Here is a 22604-nt window from a genome sequence, read left to right as displayed (position 1 = left end):
CTTGCAATCGCGGTATCCCTATGCGACGGCGCATCGGGTGCTTGAATGCCGGAGTGAACGAACGCGATGTGCACGATGTACTTGACGTGCTCCATGTCTTCTGCGGTGCCGACGGTCGGAACGGAAACGCCCTCGGAGTGGTGCGTGACCCCCGCGTCTGCCCCGACCGGACGTCACGTCAGGCGCTCGCCGCCGAACTCGGCTTCAGCGAGACGGTTTTCGTCGACGACCCCGAGCGCGGCGTCGTGGACATCTACACCCCCAGCACACGGCTGCCGTTCGCAGGACACCCCCTGGTCGGTGTCGCCTGGCTGTTGGACCTGGAGTCGGTCAGTGCACCCGCGGGCGAGGTGTGGGCGCGCAACGACGGCGAGTTCACCTGGATCACGGCCCGCGCCGAGTGGGCACCGCCGCGCCTCATCGAGCAGTACGCCAGCGCCGACGACGTGGACGCACTCCCCACTCCGCCGCCGGGCGAGGGATGGCTCTACGCCTGGGCATGGGAGGACGAGGCCGCGGGGCGCGTTCGAGCCCGGGGCTTTCCCCGCCGCGGTGACGGCATCGCCGAGGACGAGGCCACCGGGGCGGCAGCCCTGCTGCTCACCGAGCAACTCGGCCGGGCCCTGAACATCACTCAGGGCAGGGGCTCACAGATCCTGACGGCTCCCGGTCCTGACGGGGAGATCGAGATCGGCGGTCGGGTGCGCCTGGAAGCCCTCGCTCCGCCCGCGCCCATTCCCGCCTCGGTGCTGGCCCAGCCCGCCCCGACGCCGATGCGCATTCGGATGGCCCCCATCAAGCGGGACGCCGGCTCGCGTCCACGGCTGGTCCCCTACACCCTGCGCGCCGAGGTGATGAGTCCCCGGGAGTGACCCTGGCTCCGTTTCCGGAAGCCAGCAAACGTTGTCGTCACGGCTGGGAACGGTCCGTCAGCGACGAGAGCCGTGTCGCCGAGTTCCACCGCGCGCCGGTACCCGCTTGCGGCCGTCGCATGTAGTGGTCGGCAGAACGACTGATCATGCTTGCGGAGCCCCGCCCCCAGCTGCCAGCGGATCGCCCGGGGGAGGGGCGGAGTGCCCCGGTCATGGACGCCGGCCGCGAACCCCGATCTCCGCCGCCCTCACCACCGAATCCGACTGCCTGAGAGGACCCAACACCCGATGCCCATATGGCCCTCGATCGTTGCCGTACTCGGTACCCTGGCCGGCGCCCTGACCGCCGGACTCCTCCAGCACCGTTCGGCACGCATCGCACGCGCCGAGGAGCGCGCCGACTATCACCGCCAGGACCAACTCGGCGCCGTCACCGACTTCGCAGCCGCTCTGGATGCGCACCGCTCGGCGATCTTCCATCGGGAGCGTCTGGCCCTGACCGAGGCGGACACCGAGCACCAGCTTGAGGCCCAGACGAGGTCGCACGACACAAGGGCGGCAATCACCGCGCCGCACCTCCGCCTCCGGGTCCTGGTCCCCGAGTTGGCCGAGCGCGCCCAACAGGCCGCAGATGCCACGTACACGCTGCGCAAGGCCACCGACCGCACCGAGTTGGACGCCCGGCGACACGAGGCCAAGGAGGCGTCCGTGGCCTTTGTCGCTGCCGCCGCCGCGCTGCTGAGCCTCGACAACCGCTGACAGGGGACGACCCGCGCTGCCGTGGTCCGTCGGAATGCGGGCCCTGTACGGCCGACGGCAGGAGCGGTGGGCCGGATGACTCGATCGAAGGGCTGACGGAAGACGAAGGGGCGGTCGCCGAGTGTCGGCGACCGCCCCTTCGTCGTCTTCGTGTCAGGCGCTGAGCGGGAACTCCGAGCCCAGCTCGCGGAAGACCGCGCCGTTGAAGTCGAAGGCGCGCTTGCACTCGTCGATGATGCGCTGCTTCTCCAGGTCGTCCGCGTTCACCGCGTCGAGCAGCTCGCGGTAGCTCCGCTTGAAGGCGGCGGGGTTGGAGATGCTCTCGAAGACGTAGAACCGCACGCCGTCGCCCTTGCGGGCGAAGCCCCAGGTCTTCTCCGCGCGGTCACGGATGATCTGACCGCCGGAGAGGTCTCCCAGGTAGCGGGTGTAGTGGTGTGCGACATAGCCCGCGGGCCAGGTCCTCGCGCACTCGGCGACCCGGGCGGCATACGCCGCGGTCGCCGGCAGGGGCGAGGCCGCCGCCCGCCAGTCAGCACCCCGCATATGAGCCAGATCGCGCTCCAGTTCGACGGTCCGGAACAGCTCCGGCTGGATGAAGGGCCCCGCCACCGGGTCATTGCGCAACGCTTCGGCGGCCTCCTCCAGCGCTTGGTACACGAACCACAGCTGTTCGGTGTACCGCGCGTAGGCGTCCACACCCAGTCGACCACCCATGAGGTCGCTTATGAAGGAGGAGGTCTCGGCCTCGGTGTGCTGCTCGTGCGAGGCGACGCGGATGAGCGTGGAGAAGGGAGTGCCGGTGGCGGTGGCGTCCAAGGCGGACCTCCAGGAACAGGTGACGGAGAAGTGCGGAGGGCACCAGCGCATGGCTGCTACCGCCACCGATCATCCTACTTAGGTTTACCTAAGTCAATGGGTTCCCGACGAGCTGTCGGCAAAAAGTTCACCAGCGGGCCGGTTCAGGGCAGGGTGAGGATCTCCGCTCCGCCGTCCGTGACGACGAGGGTGTGTTCGAACTGGGCCGAGCGCTTGCGGTCCTTGGTCACCACGGTCCAGCCGTCGTCCCACATGTCGTGCTCGTAGTCCCCGAGGGTCAGCATGGGTTCGATGGTGAAGGTCATACCGGTCTGGATGACCGTGGTGGCGTGCGCGGCGTCGTAGTGCGGAACGATGAGACCGGAGTGGAACGCGGTGTTGATCCCGTGTCCGGTGAAGTCCCGGACCACGCCATAGCCGAATCGTTTCGCATAGGACTCGATCACCCGGCCGATCACATTGATCTGACGCCCCGGCTTGACCGCCTTGATGGCTCGATTGAGCGATTCGCGGGTCCGCTCCACCAGGAGTCGCGATTCCTCGTCGACGTCACCGCACAGATAGGTGGCGTTGTTGTCGCCGTGCACCCCGTGGATGAACGCCGTGACATCGAGGTTCACGATGTCTCCGTCGCGCAGGACGGTGGAGTCGGGGATGCCATGGCAGATGACCTCGTTGACCGAGGTGCACAGGGACTTCGGGAAGCCGCGGTAGCCGAGGGTCGACGGATAGGCGCCGTGGTCGCAGAGGAACTCATGGGTGACCCGGTCGAGTTCGTCGGTGGTCACACCGGGGGCGATGTGGGTCGCGGCCTCGGCCATCGCCTGCGCCGCGAGGCGACCGGCGATGCGCATCCGCTCGATCGTCTCGGAGTCCTGCACCTCCGGGCCGGTGTACGGGGTCGGCGCCTCCTTCCCGACGTACTCGGGACGGCGGATCGAAGCGGGCACGGAACGGATGGGGGAGAGCTCGCCGGGTACGAGCAGTGACTGGCCAGACATGTCAGCGAGTCTAACCAGGGGTGGTGGGGCAGCATGGCGACAAGGGACGGGCGCCCACGCATGGGAATCCATCGCAGCGGCACGAGAGATTGCACGAGAGAGGAGAGCCCCTGATGGCTCTGTTCAAGCGGCGTACGGTCGGCAAGCCGGGGGAGTGGTTCTACTGCCTGGAGCACAAGAAGGTCGAGGAGGGCCCCGAGTGTCCGGCGAAGAACCGTTTCGGTCCGTACGGGACCCGGGCGGAGGCGGAGCGTGCGATGGAGACCGCACGGGAGCGCAACCTCGAATGGGAGAACGACCCGAAATGGCATGACGGCGGCCAGGGCACCGGGGGCGGACAGGCATCCTGAGGTCCCAGCGCCGAGCCGTCGCGCCGCCGTGGTCCCGGGAGCGCCGGCCGGACCCGGGACCTCGCCGGGTCGCCGGCGCGGCGGGCCGCACTCTTCGTGGAGGGTGCGGCTGCTCCGCGCGCTGCCGGCAGGGGGCGAGCCCTCACCGCTGTTGCGCGGTCGCCTCCTGCTGGGCGCGGCGGCGCAGCGCGTCCTCGTCGGTGTCAGCGTCGTACCGCACCAGCCGGGGCAGCATCGCGGTGAGCAGACCCACGCCGGCCAGACACATCAGCCCGCCGCCCCAGAACGCGGAACGGGTGCCCGTCCACCCCGCCATGGCGCCCGCCCGGACCTGGCCGAACTGCGGGCCGACGCTGTACGACAGCACTTCTATCCCCGCCAGCCGCCCCCGCAGCTCCTCGGGGATCGTCTGGTTCCAGATCGTCGAACGGCCCAGGCCGCTCAGCGTGTCGCCCGCCCCCGCGACCGCCAGGCACAGCAGCACCAGCCAGACATTGCCCACCCAGCCGGCCGCCGTGATGGCCAGCCCCCAGATCGCGGCGCCGAAGATCACCAACAGACCGTGCCGCCGCACCCGTGAGGTCCAACCGCTGGTGGCGCTCAGCAGGGCGGAGCCGACCGCGAGCGCCGTGTACATCAGCCCCAAGGACCACTCGGCGTCGAGATCGTCCGCCAGGAAGGGAAAGATCGCGAGCGGAAACGCAAAGATCATCGCGACCAGGTCGATGGCGTACGTCCCCAGCAGCACCGGCCGCGACCACGCATAGCGAGCACCCTCCGCGATGCTCCGCAGCGAAGGCTTCTCCGCGTCGTGCGCCGCCGGCGCCGGGCTGAGCCGCAGACACAGCAGTACGGAGGCCGCGTAGCCGACGATCGTCACCGCATAGGCCGTGGCGGGGCCGGCGTACGCCACGATCACGCCCGCCGCCGAGGGGCCCGCGATGCCGCCGAGTTGCCAGCGCAGGGTGTTCAGCACCGCAGCCGCCGTCTGCTGGTCGTGCGGCACGATCCGCGCCATCATCGAGTCCAGCGCCGGACGCTGGAGACCGGCGAGGGCGGAGACCCCGGCAGCGACCCCGTACAGCGGCCACAGCATCGGCTCGGGCAGCAGCGCGTTCACCAGCAGGACGAAGGCGAACACCCCGAGGCCGGCTTCGGTGGCGAGGATGAGCGTGCGTCGGTCGAAGTAGTCGGCGAGCGCCCCGCCGTACAGACCGAAGACGATCAAGGGGATGAGTTCGACCGCGCCCATCGCGCCCACGGCCAGGGGGGAACCGGTCATCTCCTTGATCTGGAGGGGCAGTGCCACCATGGCCATGGTGCTGCCGAAGAAGGTGACGAGACCCTGCACCCACAGCAGTCGAAAGTCGCGGGACGAGTGCCAGGGGGAGAAATCCGGGATTACCGCCGAAAGCTTGGAAGCCACAACGATCCATCGTCCATGTCGTCGAGGACCGTCAGCAAGCGAGTTTTTCGCTCCTATTCCCATCGCTGGTGCGGAGAGGATGCGGCCAAGGGCCGCTGACGAGGGCGAATGTGGTCATCGACGGTACGAAGGCCGTCCGTTCGGGGACGGCGGGACGGGTCCGGTCTGGTCCATCACGGGCCCGGGTTCGCCTCGCCGCAGTCGGCCGTCCGCAGTGGGGCTGAGTCCGTCCGGACGCCTGACCGCTCAGCCAGGGAACGGGCGGCGCCTCACCAGCGGGCGGGCGGCGGAGTGGTCAACTGGTCCGCCAACCGGGAGAGCCGATCGCGGAAGTGCCGCTTGCCTCGCGCCGCGGGCACGCTGTTCTCGCCCGCGGCTGCGCTCACCAGGTGCTGCACCGTGTCCAGGTCAACGTCGTCTACGTCTGCGTCGGCATCGTTGACGTACCTGGTGTTCCCCTCGACCGTCAGCGTCTCGTGCGCCAGCCCCTCGACCTCCGGGTTCCCCCCGTCCAGGGCGAGCACCGTCGCTCCCGCTCGCCTGGCGTCGTACACCCGCTCCAGCAGATCCGCCGCCGGGTGCCCCGGCGTGACCAGCAGCAGCGTCTCACCGCGGCGCGCGGCCTCCAGCCGGCCCAGACCGACGGCCAGGTGCGCCGGGTCGTCCGGATGCACCTGGTGGCGGACGAGCGTCGGAGTGAGCTCCGGCAACCCCGACCAGGCCGCCTCGTCCACCAGATGGGCCGCCAGATGCCACGGCTCGTACTCGGCGGTCCCCAACAGCAGGAGACCACCGCCCCGCGGGACCACGGAGGTCCGCAGGATGCCGGCGAAACGTCGGGTTGCGGCGGGCCACTTGGTACCCGCGAGGACTTCACGCAGCAGGGCGACACGTACGGCATCCATGGCCCCAGATCATGAAGGACACATGACACGGCGGTCAGGTCGATGCCCCCAGTTCACCCGTTCGAGAGGAAATACTTGCGAGTAGGGTCGGGTCATGACTTCGACGAACTCCGCGAGCACCCCCGCGAACGCAGAAGGCCAGGCCGCCAAGCCCGCCGCGAAGGACCCCTGGGACCTCCCCGATGTCTCCGACCTGGTGGTCGGCGTGCTCGGCGGAACCGGCGACCAGGGCCGCGGCCTCGCCTACCGGTTGGCCAGGACCGGCCAGAAGGTGATCATCGGCTCCCGGGCGGCGGAGCGCGCGCAGAAGGCCGCGGTCGAACTCGGTCTGGGCATCGAGGGCGCGGACAACGCCGAGTGTGCCCGGCGCAGCGATGTGGTGATCGTGGCCGTGCCCTGGGACGGACACGCCAAGACCCTGGAATCCCTGCGTGATGAACTCATCGGCAAACTCGTCGTCGACTGCGTCAACCCGCTCGGCTTCGACAAGAAGGGCGCCTACGCCCTCAAGCCCGACGAGGGCAGCGCCGCCGAACAGGCCGCCGCCCTCCTGCCCGACTCACGGGTCACCGCCGCCTTCCACCACCTGTCCGCCGTACTGCTCCAGGACGCCTCCATCGAGGAGATCGACACCGATGTGATGGTGCTCGGCGAGTCCCGCGCGGACACCGACCTGGTCCAGGCCCTGGCCGGCCGCATCCCCGGGATGCGTGGAGTCTTCGCCGGCCGGCTGCGCAACGCCCACCAGGTCGAGTCCCTGGTGGCCAACCTGATCTCCACCAACCGCCGCTACAAGGCGCACGCCGGGCTGCGCGTCACCGACGTGTGAGCCGCCTCGGGGCATGGGGGACACTGTGGGGGACGGTCGAAATCCCCCGACAGGAGCCTCCCCCCATGCCCCGCCTCGCCCTCTTCGCCCTCGTTGTCTGTGCGCTCGCCGTGGTGGCGGCCGTGGTCTCCTTCACCCAGGGCCTGTGGATCGGGATCGTCTGGGTGCTGCTCGCCGGACTCTCGTCGAACATGGCCTGGTACTACTTCCGCAAGGCCAGGATCGACGCACACCGGGCCGCGGCCACCGACTGAAGCACACCGGCTCCCGCCGACCGGGGCAGCAGTCCGAGCGGCCGTCGCCGTCACTGGTCGACGAAGGACTCGCAGAACTCGTTGGTCCCCTGCCAGAAGCGGTAGTACTCCAGCCCGCAGTCGGACTCCAGCCCACCCACGCCCAGCCCGCGCAGCACCGCGTCGACCCCGTCGAAGAAGAAGTGGTTGACCTCGGGGATGAACAGCAGCCCGAACACGGCGAGCAGCCCGAACGGTGCGAACGGCTCCACCTGCCTGCGGATCTTGTACGACAGCCAGGGCTCGATCACCCCATAGCCGTCCAGCCCCGGCACCGGCAGCGAGTTCAAGATGGCCGCCGTCACCTGGAGGAGTGCCAGGAACGCCAGCGCGTACCGGAAGACCATCGGAACGCCGTCCAGCGCGTCCAACCAGAACGGTGCCGTGCACACGACGGCGAACAGCACATTGGTGAGCGGGCCCGCGGCCGAGATCGCGCTGTGCTTCCACCGCCCCCGGATGCTTCCGCGCTCGATGAAGACCGCGCCACCGGGCAGACCGATACCGCCCATGATCACGAAGAGCACCGGAAGGACGATGCTGAGCAGGGCATGGGTGTAGGCCAGCGGGTTGAGCGTGAGATATCCCTTGGCGCCGATCGAGAGGTCACCGCTGTGCAGGGCGGTGCGCGCATGGGCGTACTCGTGCAGACAGAGCGAGACGATCCACGCCGAGGTGACGAAGAGGAAGACCGCGAGCCCGACCGTCGCCGCGTAGTCCGTCCACACCGCCCAGCCGCTCACCGCCATCACGGCGACGATCCCGAGGAAGACCGGGCTGATGCGCCGGTCGCTGTGGCGTGAGGCGGCAGTGGGCATGGGGCGACTCCGATGGCCGTGGCGCTGACGTGTGCTGAGAGACCGTACAACCCGTGACCGGGGAACGACCGACGAGTACGGGTCGGTTCCTGGTGGGCGGGCGGTCACCCGGACCGGGGACAATGGGCGGGTGCGCTATCGGCTGATCGGCAACACCTCTGCACTCCGGGACGACGGGACGCCCGTTTCCGTCGGTGGGGCGCGACTGCGTGCCCTGCTGACCGTGTTGGCACTGCGACCGGGCCGTGCGGTCCCGACCGGTGTGCTCGTCGACGAAGTGTGGGCCGGCGATCCGCCCGTGGATGCGACGGGCGCGGTGCAAGCCCTGATCGGACGGCTGCGGCGGGTGCTGGGGCGGGACGCGATCGTCTCGACCGAGGGCGGCTACCGACTGCGCGCGGACCCCGACGACATCGATTTGTACCGATTCGCACGGATCGCGGGGGAGGGCGCCCGGACGCTGGAACTCGGCGAGCCCGGGACCGCGATCGAGTTGTTCGACGAGGCCCTCGCACTCTGGCAAGGCGCACTGCTTGCCGACCTCCCGCTGCGTGCCGCCGAGGCGTCCCGGTGGGAGTCGCGACTGCTGAACGTCCGACGCGGGCGGCTCTCTGCGGTCCTGCTCCTCGGGCGGGCGGCGGATGCGTTGGAAGAACTGGCCGCACTGAGCGCGGAACACCCCATCGACGAGTCGTTCCACCTGCTGTTCCTTCGGGCGCTGCGGGCCACGGGCCGGTCGGCCGAGGCGCTCGCGGAGTACGAGACGTTCCGCCGCCGACTTGCGGACCGGTTGGGCGCGGACCCTGGTCCGGCACTGCGCGCGCTCCACACGGAGTTGCTCACCTCGCGCGGCGAACGCCCAGACGCGCTGCCGGCCGCCGGTCCTCACCCGTCGGCACCGGATGTGCCGAAGGACACCACAGCGGCGATCGATCCGGGCATCGCCGGAAGGACGCGCAGACGGGTCCCGGGGAACCTGAAGGCCCGGCTCACCTCCTTCGTGGGGCGCGAGCACGACATCGAGACCATCCGGGCCGATCTGACCAGGGCCCGTCTGGTCACCCTGTTGGGGCCCGGGGGCGCGGGGAAGACCCGATTGTCGGCGGAGGCCGCCGAAGGTGTCGTCGCCGAGGCACCGGATGGTGTCTGGCTCGTCGAACTCGCTCCCGTCGACGACCCCGACGATGTCCCCGAGAGCGTGCTGACGGCCCTCGGGGCTCGACAGACCGTGCTGCGCTCGGCCGGGGCCGAGGAGTTGCGCAGGGGTGACGACCCCCTGCTGCGGCTGGTGGAGCACTGCTCCCGCCGTCACATGCTCCTTGTCCTCGACAACTGCGAGCACGTCGTCCATGCCGTGGCCACGCTCGCCCAGCGGCTGCTGGAGGAGTGCCCCGGGCTGACCGTCCTCGCCACCAGTCGGGAACCGCTCAACGTCGCCGGCGAGTTGGTGCGCCCGGTGGAACCGCTGCCGCAGCCGACGGCCCTGCGGCTGTTCGCCGAACGGGGGGCAGCGGCCCGCCCGGGATTCCGCATCGAAGACGACGCGGACGCCTGCGCCGAGATCTGTCGCCGTCTCGACGGTCTGCCGCTCGCCATCGAGTTGGCCGCAGCCCGGCTGCGGATGCTGACCCCGGGGCAGATCGCGGCCCGCCTCGACGACCGGTTCGCGTTGCTGGCCAACGGCAGCCGTACCGCATTGCCGCGCCAACAGACCCTGCGTGCCGTCGTCGACTGGTCATGGGACCTGTTGGACGACTCCGAGCGGGCGGTGCTGCGACGCCTCTCCGTCTTCGCCGGCGGCTGCTCGCTGACCGCGGCCGAAGCAGTCTGCGCGGATGGCACCTCCGCAACCGACACCGCAGACGGCCCCCTTGCCGACGCCGCGGCCGGCGGAACCTCGGGAGGTGTGGCCGTCGCCGACGCACTGGGCTCGCTCATCGACAAGTCCCTCGTGGTCGCCGCCCCCGCCGACGGGGGAGAGATGCGGTACCGACTCCTGGAGACGGTCGCCGAGTACGCAGCCGAACGACTCGACGAGGCGGCCGAGCGCGCGGCCGTCGAGCGCCGTCACCTCGTCCACTACCGCGAGTTGGCCCGTACCACCGATCCGCTGTTGCGCCGCCACGGGCAGCGCGTCGCCATCGAGACCTTCCAACGGGAGTACGAGAACCTCCGCACCGCACTGCGTCGTGCCGTGCTGGCCCGGGACGAGCAGGAGACCCTCCATCTCGCCCTCTCGCTCTCCTGGTACTGGCAGATCCGTGATCTGCGCACCGAAGCCCGCCACTGGACGACGCTAGCGGCGGAACTGGGGCCCGACCCCTTCGGGCCGCCGTACGCTCCCGCGCCGCCGGTCTACGAGCGGCTATCGGACGTGCCCCCGCCGATGCCGCCCGAACTCCTTCAGGAGGCCCGCCGTGGGGTGGCCATTCTGCGGTTGATCTTCGTCGACCACGGGGTGGAGGAGTGGGGCACCCCGGAGAACCAGGAGCGATTGCGCGGGATCACCCGGGTCTACCGCCCCGGGCTGCCGCAGACGTGCCGAGTGCCGGGGGCCCTGTGGTTCTACGCCATCCTGCTCACGGAGGACGTGGAGCGGCTCAAGGCCATGCTCGACCGGACCGTTCAGACATGCCGCGAACTGGACTACGAATGGGAGTTGGCCTGCGCGCTCCACACCCGGGCCGCCCTGCTCGCCCACCGCGCCCACTGGTCGGGCGGCGCCGCCGACGACGCCGAGGAGGCACGGAAGATCTTCATCGGCCTCGGGGACGACTGGGGCGCGTCGGAGGCGCTGTCCGCCCGTGGCGAGACCCGGGAACGCAAAGGGGAGTTCGATCTGGCGACCGAGGACTACCGGGCCGCCATCACCCATGCCGAACGGATCGGAGCCACCATCCAGGTCTCGGTGCTGAGGGGAAGGCTCGCCGGCATCCTGATCGAGACCGGCGAGGGCGAGAGCGGTGAACGGTTGGCACGCGAGGTGCTGGCCTCCCATGACGGGGAGATCAACGAATCGACCGCCATAGCCCGTATCCACCTGGTCATCTGGCTCGGACTGACGGGCCGCAGGGACGAGGCGCGGGCCGAGGTCCTCCTGCTGATAGAGCAGTTCCGCCGCAACACCATGGCGATCTTCGAAGGCATGTTGATCGGGATGCTGGCCTGGCTCGACATCGGGGACGAACAGTGGGAATCCGCTCGGACGAGAGCGTTGGACGCCCTGGAGCGGGCGGCTGACCGGCTGAGCGTGTTGGTCGCGCCGCAGCTCATTCCGGCGCATCTGGTGACGCTCGCCAGAACGGTCGTCGGCGGCTGGCCCGAGCGGGCAGCGGATGCGGCCCGGCTCATCGGTGCCGCCGACGCCCGGCTGCCCCCGGGCTATCTCCGTCTGCGCCAAGAGCGCGAGGCGCGGGAGTCGGCCGAGCGGCAGGTCCGGGCGTTGCTGGCGGACGGGGCGTACGAGTCGGCCCACGCCCAGGGCGGCGAACTCAGCCTGGAGGAAGCCGCAGCCCTGGCCGGGTGACCTCGCCCCCGCTTTGGTGGAACCCGGGGGAGGCCCCGGACGTCGACGTCCTGGCGAGGGATCCCACCCGGGCGCGCCGGCTCAAGACCGCTTGCGGAAGGCGGTGATGGCCAGGGGAGCGGTGACGAGCGTGATCGCCACCGTCCAGCCCAGCGTCATCCAGACGGAGTTCGCCCAATCTCCCCCGGTGATCAGAAAACGGGCCGCGTCGGCGAGATTGGAGAGCGGGTTGTAGTCGGTGAAGGTCTTCAGCCAGTCGGGCATGGTGGACGGCTTGGCGAAGATGGACGAACCGAACTGGAGTGGTGTCAACACCAGGAAGGCCATTCCCTGGACGGCCTGGGGGGTGTTCAGAGCGAGACCCAGCAGGATGAAGATCCACATCAGTGAGGCCCCGAAGACGATCGACAGGGCCATGGCGAAGAGCAGGTGCACGACCGAGGTCTGGACCTCCAGGCCGAGGATGAAGCCCATCGCGAGCAGGATGGTCATGGCGACCACCATTCGGCCGATCTCGACGACGATCTTCGCCACGAGCACCGACGACGGGGCGATCGGCATCGACCGGAACCGGTCCATCACCCCCTTCTTGACGTCGTCGTTGATGCCGGTGCCCACGGCCATGGCGATGCTCATGCCCATCATCGCCATGAGCCCCGGCACGACGTAGTTGACGTAGTCGGCCTGGTTGCCCTGCCCGGAGATCGCGCCGCCGAAGACGTAGACGAAGAGGAGGGTGAAGATGATCGGCATCAGCAGGACGTCGAACATCGACTGGGGGTCCCGCTTGATCTGGAGGACGTTTCGACGCGTCAGCGCTTCGACGTGCCGCAGATGGGCCCGGGGTCCGATGCGGGTCTTGCCGGTCACCTTCGGAAGCCGACCGTCCGCGCTGGGCGCAATGGGCCGCATGGGGCTGGAGCGCCGGGTAGAGGTGTCGAGGTTCATGAGGTGTACTCCGGGATGGCTGCGTCGGTCGCTTGGGTCGAGTCGTGCTGGGTGGTGGCCGGTGGGGTGGTGCCGGTGAGGGAGAGGAAGACGTCGTCCAGGCGGGGCAGTTCGGTGGAGATGTGGGCGATGCCGAAGCCCCGGGCCGACAGGACGCCGATCACGGAGGTCAGTTGTGCGTCGCTCAGGATCGGAACCGTCACCAACTGGGCGTCGGGGACGACACTGACTCCTGCGATTCCGTCGAGGCCGGCCTCCGTGAGCGCCCGAGCCATCTCGGGCAGCCGCTCGGGTTCGCTGGGGCGGATATGCAGGGTGCGTCCGCCGACCTTGGCCTTCAACTCGTCCACACCGCCGTTGGCGATGACCCGCCCGCGATCGACGACGGTCAATGCGTCGGCGAGCTGTTCGGCTTCCTCCATGTACTGCGTGGTGAGGAGGACGGTGACACCCTCGTCCGCCATGCCCTCCACCTCATCCCAGACCTCGTTGCGGGTCCTGGGGTCCAGCCCCGTGGTGGGTTCGTCGAGGTAGAGGACGGCGGGCCGGCCGATCAACGAGGCGGCGAGGTCGAGGCGTCGGCGCATTCCGCCCGAGTACTGGATGACGGGCCTCCTGGCCGCGTCCGTGAGCGAGAAGCGTTCCAGCATGGCGTCGGCGCGGGCACGGGCATCCCTGCGGGAGAGGTCGAGCAGCCGCCCGATCATCTGGAGGTTCTCCCACCCGGAGAGCTTCTCGTCGACGGATGCGTACTGGCCGGTGAGCCCGATGGTGCGCCGCAGTTCGTGCGGCTGGTGCACCACGTCGTAACCGGCGACCCTGGCGGTGCCGGAGTCGGGGACGACGAGGGTGGACAGACAGCGCACGAGGGTGGTTTTGCCTGCGCCGTTGGGGCCGAGTACGCCCATCACCGTGCCCTCGGGGATGTCGAGGTCCACGCCGTCGAGTGCCTTGGTCGTGCCGTAGTGCTTGACCAGCCCCCTCACCTCGACGGTGTGGGCGCCCTCGCCCCGGTGGGAAGTGTCGCTGCGGTCGTAGTGCGTCATGCGACCCACGATGGGTGGCGCGACCGACAGATCACCGACAGTCCACCGACAGATCGCTGCTAGCCCGCCTACGGATGCCTACGGGCCTGGGCCGGGCGGGGAGGGCCGGGAGGGCCGGGAGGAGTCCACCACCCCGACAGCCCGCCGACGGGGGATGATCGGCGGGCTGTCGTCTGTACCGGGATGGCTCGTGGGCCGGGCGGGCTCAGTGGAAGGTGTGCTCCTCCTGCGGGAACGCGCCGCCGACGACGTCGTCAGCGAATGCCTTGGCGGCATCGCCCAGCGTGCTGCGCAGATCGGCGTACTGCTTGGTGAAACGGGGCACCTTGCCGGCGGTGAGGCCCGCCATGTCGGTCCAGACGAGGACCTGTGCGTCGGTGTCGGGCCCGGCTCCGATGCCGATGGTGGGGATCTGGAGCGAGCGTGTGACCTCGGCTGCGAGTTGCGCAGGCACCATCTCCAGGACGACGGCGAACGCGCCCGCCTCCTGAGCGGCCTTCGCGTCGTGCAGCAGACGGTGGGCCGCCTCGTCGCCGCGGCCCTGTACGCGGTAGCCCATGGTGTTCACGGACTGTGGGGTCAGACCGAGGTGCGACATCACGGGGATGCCCGCCTGCACGATCTGCTCCGTCTGGGCCAGTGAGCGCTCTCCGCCCTCCAGCTTGATCGCACCGACGCCCGCCTCCTTCACCAGCCGGGTCGCGTTGCGCAGGGCCTGGACCGGGCTCTCCTGGTACGAGCCGAAGGGCAGGTCGGCGACGACCATGGCCCGCCGGGTGCCGCGCACGACGGCCGCGGAGAGCAGCGCGATCTCGTCCATGGTGACCGGGACCGTGGTCTCGTAGCCGAGGTGGGCGTTCCCCATGGAGTCGCCGACGAGCACGACCGGGATTCCGGCCTCGTCGAAGACGGACGCGATCATCGCGTCGTAGGCGGTGAGCATGGGCCACTTCTCGCCGCGATCCTTGGCGCCGGCGATGTCATGGACCGTGATGCGGCGAGTGCCCTTGCCGCCGTACAGCGTCTTGCTGCTGTCGGCGGGCTTGTGGGCAGCCTGAAGCGTCATGGCTAACGGCTCCTTACGTCATCTCGAGGCACCCTGACGGCGTCCCCGGATCCCTCCCATGGTGGCACTTTGTGTCGCTCGCGGGGAAGGGGGCCCACTCGTGAGCGTCGCCGCAAGTAAAGAATTGCTATACGAGACGGTCTCGTATCGAAAATAGTCTATGGTGGCGCCATGTCGACTCCGCAGCCATCGTCCGGCCCCCTCGGTGCCCCCGTGGCGCCGGGCGACGGGCCGCGGATACCCGCGGCCGTGCACCGGCGCCGCTGGGCGATCCTCACCGTCCTGACGTTCAGCCTGATCATCGTCGTCCTCGACAACTCGATCCTCAACGTGGCCGTCAAGACCATCGCCAGCCCGGCCCCCACCGGCATCGGAGCCACCCAGGGTGAGCTGGAGTGGGCGATCAACTCCTACACGCTGCTGTTCGCCGGTCTGCTCTTCACCGCCGGTCTGCTCGGCGACCGCATCGGCCGCAAGAAGGTGCTGCTCTTCGGGATCGTGGTCTTCGGCGTCGGATCGGCACTCGCCGCCTTCTCCACCTCGCCCGGTGAGCTCATCGCGTACCGGGGCGTGATGGGCTTCGGCGCGGCCTTCGTCATGCCCGCCACCCTCGCCGTCCTGATGCACGTCTTCGAGCGCGACGAGCAGCCCAAGGCGATCGGCATCTGGGCGGGCAGCGTCGGCCTCGGCATCGCGATCGGGCCCGTCACCGGCGGGGTGCTCCTCGAACACTTCTGGTGGGGCTCCATCTTCTTGGTCAACGTGCCCGTGGTGATCGTCGCCTTCATCGCCATGGCGGTCCTGGTGCCCGAATCCAAGGACCCCGCGCCCGGGCGCACCGACCCCGTCGGCGTACTCCTGTCCATCGTCGGTCTGGTGCTCCTGGTCTACGGGATCATCCGCGGCGGCGAACTCGCCGACTTCACCGAGCCGACCGTGCTCCTCTCCGTGCTCGGTGGCATCGCCGTGCTGGTGGCTTTCGTCTGGCACGAGAAGCGCAGCTCCCATCCGGCGATCGACATGAACTACTTCCGGATGCCCGCCTTCTCCGCTTCCGTGGTCGCCATCGCCCTCGTCTTCTTCGCGATGATGGGAGTGACCTTCCTCTCGGCCTTCTACCTCCAGAGCGTGCGTGGCTATAGCGCCCTGGAGTGCGGGCTCCTCGTCCTGCCGCTCGCGCTCGCCCAGATGTTCTTCTCGCCGCGCGCCAGGCTGGTCGTCGCGCGCTTCGGGGCCCGTGCGGTCTGCGCGATGGCATTGGTCCTGATCGCGGTGGGACTCGGGTCCTTCGCCTTCTTCGACGAGTCGACACCCATGTGGGTCTTCGGGGTCTCCCTCTTCGTCCAGGGCGTCGGGATGTCGCACATCACCGTGCCGGTCACCACCGCCGTGATGCAGTCCCTGCCCCGGGAGAAGGCGGGTTCGGGATCGGCGGTCAGCAACACCTTCCGCCAGGTCGGCGGGGCGCTCGGGGTCGCCGTGCTCGGCTCCCTGCTCTCCATCCGCTACCGCGCCGAGATGGAGGGGGAGTTGGCGAACCTCCCGGTCGGCGTGCGCCACACCGCGGGGGAGTCGATCGAGGGGAGCCTCGCCGTCGCCGACCAGTTGGGTCCGGCCGGCGGGCAGTTGATCGACCGGGCCAATGCGGCCTTTATCGACGCCATGCACCTCACCGCGGTCTGTGCGGCTGCGGTCGCCCTGCTCGGGGTCGTGGTCGTCCTACGCTGGCTGCCCGGTCGTCCACGGCCCTCGACCGGGCAGTCTTCAACCGATCAGGAGACGGCTCCCGTGCTGGTCGGCCAGGCCCCTCACATCCCCGACCCCCAGGGCACGCCTGCGGCGGACCAGGAGCGCAAGGTGCTGGGCACCCCATCGCAGCCCGCGGCCCCTTCCGCCGAGCGCTGATCACCGCGGGCGTCCCCATCGGGGACAATCGGCGAGTGGACGGGCCGAGCGCCCCGGACGGCGGCGCTGATCGTGGCAGAGCGACAGCGCGACAGCGCGACAGCGCGACAGCGCGACAGCGCGACAGCGCGAAAGACCGACAGAGCGACAGAGAGCGAGCGGATGTGCCCGTGAAGAAGCGGCCCGAGGAATATCGCGCCGGCTCGCGGACTCCGCCACCCGCGTCAGGCGTCGAGGACGATCGGGGAGCCGGTCCTGACCTGGACGACGGGCCGACCGGCCCCGGCGCCCCCACCGACCGGCCCGGCCCGAGCGCCCCCACCACCCCGGGCCCCGACCGCCCACCCGTCCGACGGGGCCGCCCCCGGAGCGAGGCGGCCGAGCGGGCCATCGTCGAGGCCACCCTGCGGCTGATCGAGGAGGGCATCCCCCTCTCCGACCTCTCCATCGAGCGCATCGCCCGCACGGCGGGCGTCGGCAAGGCCACCATCTATCGGCGTTGGGAAGGCAAGGAAGCCCTCCTCGTCGACGTCGTCCGCTCCCTGGACCCCGAGGACCCACCGCTGCCCGGCACCTCCCTGCGCGACGACCTGGTCGTCCTGATGGAGAACATCCACCGGCGCGGCCTCGCCAAGAGGTCGTCGGCGCTGCTCGTCAGCGTGTTCGCACAGATGCAGAGCTATCCCCGGCTGTGGGAGATGCACCACCGGGTCTCCGTGCTTCCGCGGCGACTTCAGATGGACGAGGTACTGCGTCGCGGCATCGCCGACGGCGAGATCCGCGACGACCTCGACTTCGATTTGCTGGGCGATCTGTTCGTCGGACCGATCCTCGTGCGCACTGTGCTCAGACCCGAGGTCGTCTGGGCGAAGGACAGCGCGGAGCAGATCGTCGATGCGGTGCTCGCGGGCGTCCGTCCGCCGCGGTGGCCCTCCTCCTGACGCCCCGTCACACCGCGCGCCCCACCCATCGAACTCTCCCCGGTTCCGCAATTTCGCACCGCCTCCGGCGACACGACCGCCATGACGGCCCCTCTGCCCTCGGGTGACCACCGACCCGGATCGCCACCGCCAGTTCGGGGGAGTTGGGCCCGAGCGCCTCGCCGCGACACGCCGCGCCGGAGCACATCTGACGTGTGCGTCTTCGGTCACACCCGCCCTACCAGGCCCAATACAAGGAACCACCGTCGCTGCCCCATCGTCATCGGGACAGTACGGCCGCTCCAGGGCGGTGAGACCAGTACCGTCATCGCCTAATGTCGATGTCGAGGCTGGAATGACGCGGGCAAGGCAGTGAGGACAGGCTTGATGGTGCAGGCGTACGAGACCGAGACCGGGAGCGGCGACCCGGGGGACCGGCTCACTCGATCCCGATCCCGAGCCCGGCACCTGCTGGACGGCTGGCGCGGGGACCATGACATCTGGCGGCGCGGCCTGCTCATCGCCGCATCCGCAGTGTTCATCGCACTGCTGATGATCTTTCACGCTCAGGTCCCCAACCGGATCGGGAACATGGGCTCGTTGAATGAGACGTTCCTGCCCTGGCTCGGACTGCTCTTCATCCCCCTGCTGCTGGTGGCCGCGCTCTGGCGCCGCTCGGCCACCGCACTGATCGTCCTTCTGCTCCCGACCATTGTCTGGTTCAACCTCTTCGGCGGGCTGCTCACCGACAAGTCGACCGGGGGCGGCGATCTGATGGTCGCCACCCACAACGTCAATGCGCAGAACCCCGACCCGAGCGGCACGGCGAAGGAAGTCGCCGCATCGGGCGCCGATGTGCTCGCCCTCCAGGAGTTGCCGCAGGGCCAGGTGGCCACCTATCGCAAGGCACTCGCGGAGACCTACAAGTACCACGTGGTGCAGGGCACGGTCGGCCTCTGGAGCAAGTACCCCCTGGTCGACAACTCCCCCGTGGAGATCCGGGTGGGGTGGACCCGCGCCATGCGCTCGACGGTTCAGACCCCCAAGGGCGAGGTCGCGGTCTACGTCGCCCACATGCCATCCGTACGGGTCAAGATGCATGCGGGCTTCACCGCCAACCAGCGCGACAACAGCGCCGATGCGCTCGGTGAGGCCATCGCCAAGGAGCGGATCGGGAAGATCGTCCTGCTCGGGGACCTCAACGGGACGATGAATGACCGCGCGTTGAACGCCGTGACCTCGCAGATGCGTTCCACCCAGGGCGCGGCCGGAGATGGGTTCGGCTTCAGTTGGCCGGCATCCTTCCCGCTGGCGCGCATCGACCAGATCATGGTGAAGGGGGTCGAGCCGGTGTCGTCCTGGACCCTGCCGCGGACCGACAGCGACCATCTGCCCATCGCGGCGCGCGTCGAACTCTGAGCTGGCCTCACGGCCCGGCGCGGTGAGCAGGTCAGGGCGTCGGGCCGTGAGGCGCTGTGGTTCTGTGATGCGCGAGGGACCTCTGGCTCAGTGCGAGGTCGACTCCCGCCAACGGTTGGTGATCGGCAGTCGACGGTCCTTGCCGAAGCCCTTCGCAGAGATCTTGGTGCCCGGCGGGTACTGGCGCCGCTTGTACTCGGCCATATCCACCATGCGCAGGGTCCGCGCCACCAACTCCTCGTCGAATCCGGCCGCCACGATCGCGTCCTTGCCCTGGTCCCGGTCCACGTACAACTCCAGGAGTCGGTCCAGTACGTCGTAGTCCGGCAGTGAGTCGGTGTCCACCTGGCCCGGTCGCAGTTCCGCGCTCGGCGGCTTGCTGATGGAGTCCTCGGGGATCGGCGGCGTCTGCCCGCGTTCTTGAGCAGCGCGGTTGCGCCACCGCGCAAGCCGGAAGACGGTCGTCTTGTAGACGTCCTTGATCGGGCCGTACGCCCCGACGGAGTCGCCGTACAGGGTGGAGTACCCCACCGCCAGTTCGGACTTGTTACCCGGGGCGAGCACGATCTGGCCCTCCTGGTTGGAGATCGCCATCAGTGTGGTGCCCCGCAGCCTTGACTGGAGGTTCTCCTCTGCCAGCCCGGTCAGTGCCAGCCCGCTCATGTAGGCGTCGAACATGGGCTCGATGGAGACGGTGCGGAAGTTCAGGCCGGTGCGCCGGGCGAGTTCGGCCGCGTCCGACTTGGAGTGCTCGGACGAGTACTTGGACGGCATGGACACGCCGTAGACGTGCTGGGCGCCGAGCGCGTCACAGGCGATCGCCGCGACCAGCGCGGAATCGATACCGCCGGAGAGTCCGATCAGCACCGAGGAGAAGCCGTTCTTGGCCACGTAGGCGCGCAACCCGACGACCAGCGCCGAGTAGATCTCCTCGTCGTCGTCGAGACGCTCCGCGTAACCGCCCGCGACCTCGGCCTCATAGGCGGGCAGCGGGTCCTCAAAGAGCACCACATGGTCGATCCGCAGCCCGTCGTCCACCACACCGGACGGCGCGTCCCCGGCGGCTGGCAGCTCAAGATCGAGCACCACGCACCCCTCGGAGAACTGCGGCGCACGGGCGATGACCTCGCCGGACGCGTCGACCACGATCGAGTCCCCGTCGAAGACCAACTCGTCCTGTCCGCCCATCATCGCCAGATAGGCGGTGGTGCACCCGGCCTCCTGTGCGCGCTTGCGCACCAACTCCAGCCGGGTGTCGTCCTTCATCCGCTCGTACGGCGAGGCGTTGATGGAGAGCAGCAGCCCGGCGCCCGCCGACCGGGTGGCGGGCACCCGACCGCCGTCCTGCCAGAGGTCCTCACAGATCGCGAGCGCCACATCCACCCCGTGCACCCGGATGACGGGCAGGGTGTCCCCGGGCACGAAGTAGCGGAACTCGTCGAAGACGCCGTAGTTGGGCAGATGGTGCTTGGCGAAGGTGAGGACCACCTCGCCCCGGTGCAGGACGGCCGCCGCGTTGCGCGGGGCTCCGGCCGGCTGGCCGTACTTGGGCTGGGGGCGCTCGGAGCGGTCGAGGTAGCCGACCACGACCGGAAGCTCTCCGAGGCCCTCGTCCTTCAGTCGAACGGCGAGCGCCCGCACGGTGGCCCGGGACGCCTCCACGAAGGACGACCGCAGAGCCAGGTCCTCCACGGGGTAGCCGGTCAGCACCATCTCCGGGAAGGCGACCAGGTGCGCTCCCTGCTCGGCGCAGTGCCGGGTCCACCGCACGACCGCCTCGGCGTTCGCGGTGAGGTCTCCGACGGTGGAGTCGATCTGATTCAGGGCGAGACGTAGTTGAGGCACGCCCCCCAGTGTAATCGTCTTTCTGACGCGATGTCCTGGGCGGAGGGTGTGGGACGCCCCACGCACGTGCGCTGCGGGGGCGCGCACGTCGTTGGGGTAGCTCCCGGGTACGGCCCTGGTCGTGTCGTCGAAGCCCGGCTGCTCGACGACACGACCCGTCAGCGGTGTGTCACCTCAGGTAGCCGAGTGCCGTCATCATGCCCGCCTCGGCGTGGTAGACGTTGTGGCAGTGGATCATCCACAGCCCCGGGTTGTCCGCGTCGAAGTCAACGGTGAGCTTGCCGTTCGGCAGGATCACCGAGGTGTCCTTGCGGGCGCCGCCCGCCCTGTTCGCGAGGGCGAAGGTGTGTCCGTGCAGATGCAGCGGATGCCACATCGCGGTGGGGTTGGTGAAGACCAGACGGACCCGCTCCCCGGAGCGGACCGCGTGGCGGGGCTCGGGTGAGTAGCTCCGGCCGTCGAAGCCCCAGTCGTACTTCGCCATGCCGCCCGTCAGCTTGATCTTGATCGTACGGTCGGGACTGCGCGCGGGCAGGGCGACTGAGGCGTGCGCGCGCAGGGCATCGGCGCTCACCACGCGTCCGTCCAACTCCTTCGGCCGGACCGAAGCGGCCGGCGCCGCACCGCCCCCGGTCCGCAGGAGCGCCAGGGCGGCGGCCTTCTTGCCCTCGGCGACCGCGGTGAGCGGGAAGACCCCGTTGCCCGCGGTGACCAGGACGTCGTAGCGCTCGCCCATCCCCAGCAGGAGTGCATCGGTCTTCGCGTGCTGGACGGGGAAGCCGTCGGTGTGGGTCACGGTCAGCTCATGGCCGCCGAGCGCCACCCGGAAGGCGGTGTCCCCGCCCGCGTTGATGATGCGCAGTCGGATGCGGTCGCCAGGACGGGCGCTGAAGGAGGTGGGCGCCTCGGGGGTGCGCCCGTTGATCAGGTAGTGCGGATAGGCCACGTCCCCGGCGTCCCCGCCGAGTAGATCGCTCTTCGCACCCATCATCATCCGGGACGGCCCCTTCCCCGGGCCGGGCGTCTCCTCGGTGTCGAGTGACATGGGCGCCATGCCCCCGTGCCCCTCGTGGCCGCCGCCTCCCATGCCCTTGCTCAGTTCCGCCAGCACCGCGTCCGGCGTCGAGCCGTCCACCCCGTCGACCCAGTCGTCGAGGACGATGACCCACTCCTTGTCGTACGCCAGCGGCTCCTTGGGGTCCTCGACGATCAGCGGTGCGTACAGTCCGCGGTCCTGCTGGACGCCGGAGTGGGGGTGGAACCAGTACGTCCCGGGGTGCGCGACCGTGAATCGGTAGTCGAAGGTCGCCCCGGGCTTGACGGGCTGCTGGGTCAGCCCGGGGACCCCGTCCATGTCGTTGCGCAGCGCGAGCCCGTGCCAGTGCAGCGAGGTCGACTGCGGGAGGTGGTTGGCGAGGGTGAGAGCGAGGGTGTCCCCTGCGGTCACCCGGACCTCCCGCCCGGGGAGGTCGTCGCCGTACGCCCAGGAGCGGACGGTACGGCCGCCGCCGAGGTCGAGGGTGGTGGCGACGGCGGTGAGCTTCACCTTTCGCTCGGGTCCCGTACCGCGTTTGGCTTCGGCGGCCCGGACCTCGGGGCCGTCGGGGGCGACGAAGCCCTGCGGGGTCTTGCCGGGGGCGCTGGCCTTCCCTCCGCCGCCGTGCCCGGCGTGGCCCCCGCCCGAACCGGAGGTCGAGCAGGCGGCGAGGACTCCGGTCCCGGCGACGGCCAGGGAGGCTCCGACCATGGAGCGGCGGGTGATGTGTGAACGCATGACTGAGTGCACCTCGTGGTGGTGTGTCGATGGAGCAGCTGTGGACGGACGCGCGTTCGCCGCGGGGACGGCGAGGGCTCGGC

19 protein-coding genes are annotated in these 22604 nt (G+C 69.7%); 9 read left to right on the top strand and 10 right to left on the bottom strand.

Features of this window, described 5'->3' with window-relative positions; genetic code table 11:
- Positions 1 to 53: 53 nt before the first annotated feature.
- Positions 54 to 872: a PhzF family phenazine biosynthesis protein gene (locus OID54_RS11740; RefSeq protein WP_443055565.1), complete on the top strand. Its 819-nt coding sequence runs from the start codon at positions 54 to 56 to the stop codon at positions 870 to 872.
- 288 nt (positions 873 to 1160) lie between these two features.
- The gene (locus OID54_RS11735; RefSeq protein WP_329017920.1) at positions 1161 to 1631 is read left to right on the top strand and encodes a hypothetical protein; all 471 of its coding nucleotides are present in this window, start codon (positions 1161 to 1163) and stop codon (positions 1629 to 1631) included.
- A gap of 153 nt (positions 1632 to 1784) precedes the next feature.
- Here the strand turns inward: OID54_RS11735 and OID54_RS11730 are convergent, their stop codons facing one another.
- The gene (locus tag OID54_RS11730; protein ID WP_329027433.1) at positions 1785 to 2450 is read right to left on the bottom strand and encodes a biliverdin-producing heme oxygenase; all 666 of its coding nucleotides are present in this window, start codon (positions 2448 to 2450) and stop codon (positions 1785 to 1787) included.
- Positions 2451 to 2593: 143 nt separating this feature from the next.
- On the bottom strand, positions 2594 to 3451 hold the full coding sequence (map, locus tag OID54_RS11725; RefSeq protein ID WP_329017916.1) for a type I methionyl aminopeptidase: 858 nt from the start codon (positions 3449 to 3451) through the stop codon (positions 2594 to 2596).
- A 113-nt stretch (positions 3452 to 3564) separates the two neighbouring features.
- Here map and OID54_RS11720 point away from each other — a divergent pair, with 113 nt between their 5' ends.
- Positions 3565 to 3801, top strand: a complete 237-nt coding sequence (locus tag OID54_RS11720) for a hypothetical protein (protein ID WP_329017913.1) — start codon at positions 3565 to 3567, stop codon at positions 3799 to 3801.
- 142 nt (positions 3802 to 3943) lie between these two features.
- On the opposite strand, the gene OID54_RS11715 is transcribed toward OID54_RS11720, so the two are convergent.
- Both OID54_RS11715 and OID54_RS11710 read right to left on the bottom strand, forming a co-directional pair.
- A complete protein-coding gene (locus OID54_RS11715) occupies positions 3944 to 5227 on the bottom strand; it encodes an MFS transporter (protein ID WP_329017909.1) in 1284 nt (427 codons plus the stop codon).
- 269 nt (positions 5228 to 5496) lie between these two features.
- Positions 5497 to 6132, bottom strand: coding sequence for a hypothetical protein (locus tag OID54_RS11710; RefSeq protein ID WP_329017906.1), 636 nt, complete (start codon positions 6130 to 6132; stop codon positions 5497 to 5499).
- 94 nt (positions 6133 to 6226) lie between these two features.
- On the opposite strand from OID54_RS11710, the gene npdG reads away from it, so the two are divergent.
- Positions 6227 to 6961, top strand: a complete 735-nt coding sequence (gene npdG, locus OID54_RS11705; protein WP_329017902.1) for an NADPH-dependent F420 reductase — start codon at positions 6227 to 6229, stop codon at positions 6959 to 6961.
- Positions 6962 to 7026: 65 nt separating this feature from the next.
- Complete coding sequence (locus OID54_RS11700) at positions 7027 to 7215, top strand: hypothetical protein (RefSeq protein ID WP_329017900.1); 189 nt, start codon at positions 7027 to 7029, stop codon at positions 7213 to 7215.
- A 50-nt stretch (positions 7216 to 7265) separates the two neighbouring features.
- Here OID54_RS11700 and OID54_RS11695 read toward each other — a convergent pair whose 3' ends face one another.
- Positions 7266 to 8072, bottom strand: a complete 807-nt coding sequence (locus tag OID54_RS11695) for a site-2 protease family protein (protein WP_329017897.1) — start codon at positions 8070 to 8072, stop codon at positions 7266 to 7268.
- A gap of 130 nt (positions 8073 to 8202) precedes the next feature.
- Here OID54_RS11695 and OID54_RS11690 point away from each other — a divergent pair, with 130 nt between their 5' ends.
- On the top strand, positions 8203 to 11598 hold the full coding sequence (locus OID54_RS11690) for an AfsR/SARP family transcriptional regulator (RefSeq protein WP_329017894.1): 3396 nt from the start codon (positions 8203 to 8205) through the stop codon (positions 11596 to 11598).
- Between the two features lie 81 nt (positions 11599 to 11679).
- Here the strand turns inward: OID54_RS11690 and OID54_RS11685 are convergent, their stop codons facing one another.
- The 3 genes from OID54_RS11685 to panB all read right to left on the bottom strand — a co-directional run bounded on the left by OID54_RS11685 (position 11680) and on the right by panB (position 14658).
- Positions 11680 to 12510 carry an ABC transporter permease gene (locus tag OID54_RS11685; RefSeq protein WP_329027431.1) on the bottom strand — a complete coding sequence of 277 codons (831 nt, stop codon included), beginning with the start codon at positions 12508 to 12510 and terminating at the stop codon, positions 11680 to 11682.
- A gap of 32 nt (positions 12511 to 12542) precedes the next feature.
- The gene (locus OID54_RS11680) at positions 12543 to 13592 is read right to left on the bottom strand and encodes an ATP-binding cassette domain-containing protein (protein ID WP_329017891.1); all 1050 of its coding nucleotides are present in this window, start codon (positions 13590 to 13592) and stop codon (positions 12543 to 12545) included.
- A 205-nt stretch (positions 13593 to 13797) separates the two neighbouring features.
- The gene (gene panB / locus OID54_RS11675) at positions 13798 to 14658 is read right to left on the bottom strand and encodes a 3-methyl-2-oxobutanoate hydroxymethyltransferase (RefSeq protein WP_329017888.1); all 861 of its coding nucleotides are present in this window, start codon (positions 14656 to 14658) and stop codon (positions 13798 to 13800) included.
- Positions 14659 to 14829: 171 nt separating this feature from the next.
- Between panB and OID54_RS11670 the strand changes: the two genes are divergently transcribed.
- The 3 genes from OID54_RS11670 (at position 14830) to OID54_RS11660 (ending at position 18902) form a co-directional block, all read left to right on the top strand.
- Positions 14830 to 16563, top strand: coding sequence for a DHA2 family efflux MFS transporter permease subunit (locus OID54_RS11670; protein WP_329017885.1), 1734 nt, complete (start codon positions 14830 to 14832; stop codon positions 16561 to 16563).
- A 260-nt stretch (positions 16564 to 16823) separates the two neighbouring features.
- A complete protein-coding gene (locus tag OID54_RS11665) occupies positions 16824 to 17504 on the top strand; it encodes a TetR/AcrR family transcriptional regulator (protein ID WP_443055768.1) in 681 nt (226 codons plus the stop codon).
- A gap of 366 nt (positions 17505 to 17870) precedes the next feature.
- Positions 17871 to 18902, top strand: a complete 1032-nt coding sequence (locus OID54_RS11660; protein WP_329017879.1) for an endonuclease/exonuclease/phosphatase family protein — start codon at positions 17871 to 17873, stop codon at positions 18900 to 18902.
- Between the two features lie 87 nt (positions 18903 to 18989).
- Here the strand turns inward: OID54_RS11660 and OID54_RS11655 are convergent, their stop codons facing one another.
- Both OID54_RS11655 and OID54_RS11650 read right to left on the bottom strand, forming a co-directional pair.
- A complete protein-coding gene (locus OID54_RS11655) occupies positions 18990 to 20747 on the bottom strand; it encodes an NAD+ synthase (RefSeq protein WP_329017876.1) in 1758 nt (585 codons plus the stop codon).
- 169 nt (positions 20748 to 20916) lie between these two features.
- Complete coding sequence (locus tag OID54_RS11650) at positions 20917 to 22521, bottom strand: multicopper oxidase family protein (RefSeq protein ID WP_329017873.1); 1605 nt, start codon at positions 22519 to 22521, stop codon at positions 20917 to 20919.
- Between the last annotated feature and the right edge of the window lie 83 nt (positions 22522 to 22604).

This window comes from Streptomyces sp. NBC_00690 (assembly GCF_036226685.1).
Taxonomy (GTDB): Bacteria; Actinomycetota; Actinomycetes; order Streptomycetales; family Streptomycetaceae; genus Streptomyces.
Note: the sequence above shows the minus strand (reverse complement) of the source record. Positions and strands in the feature narration are given on the sequence as shown.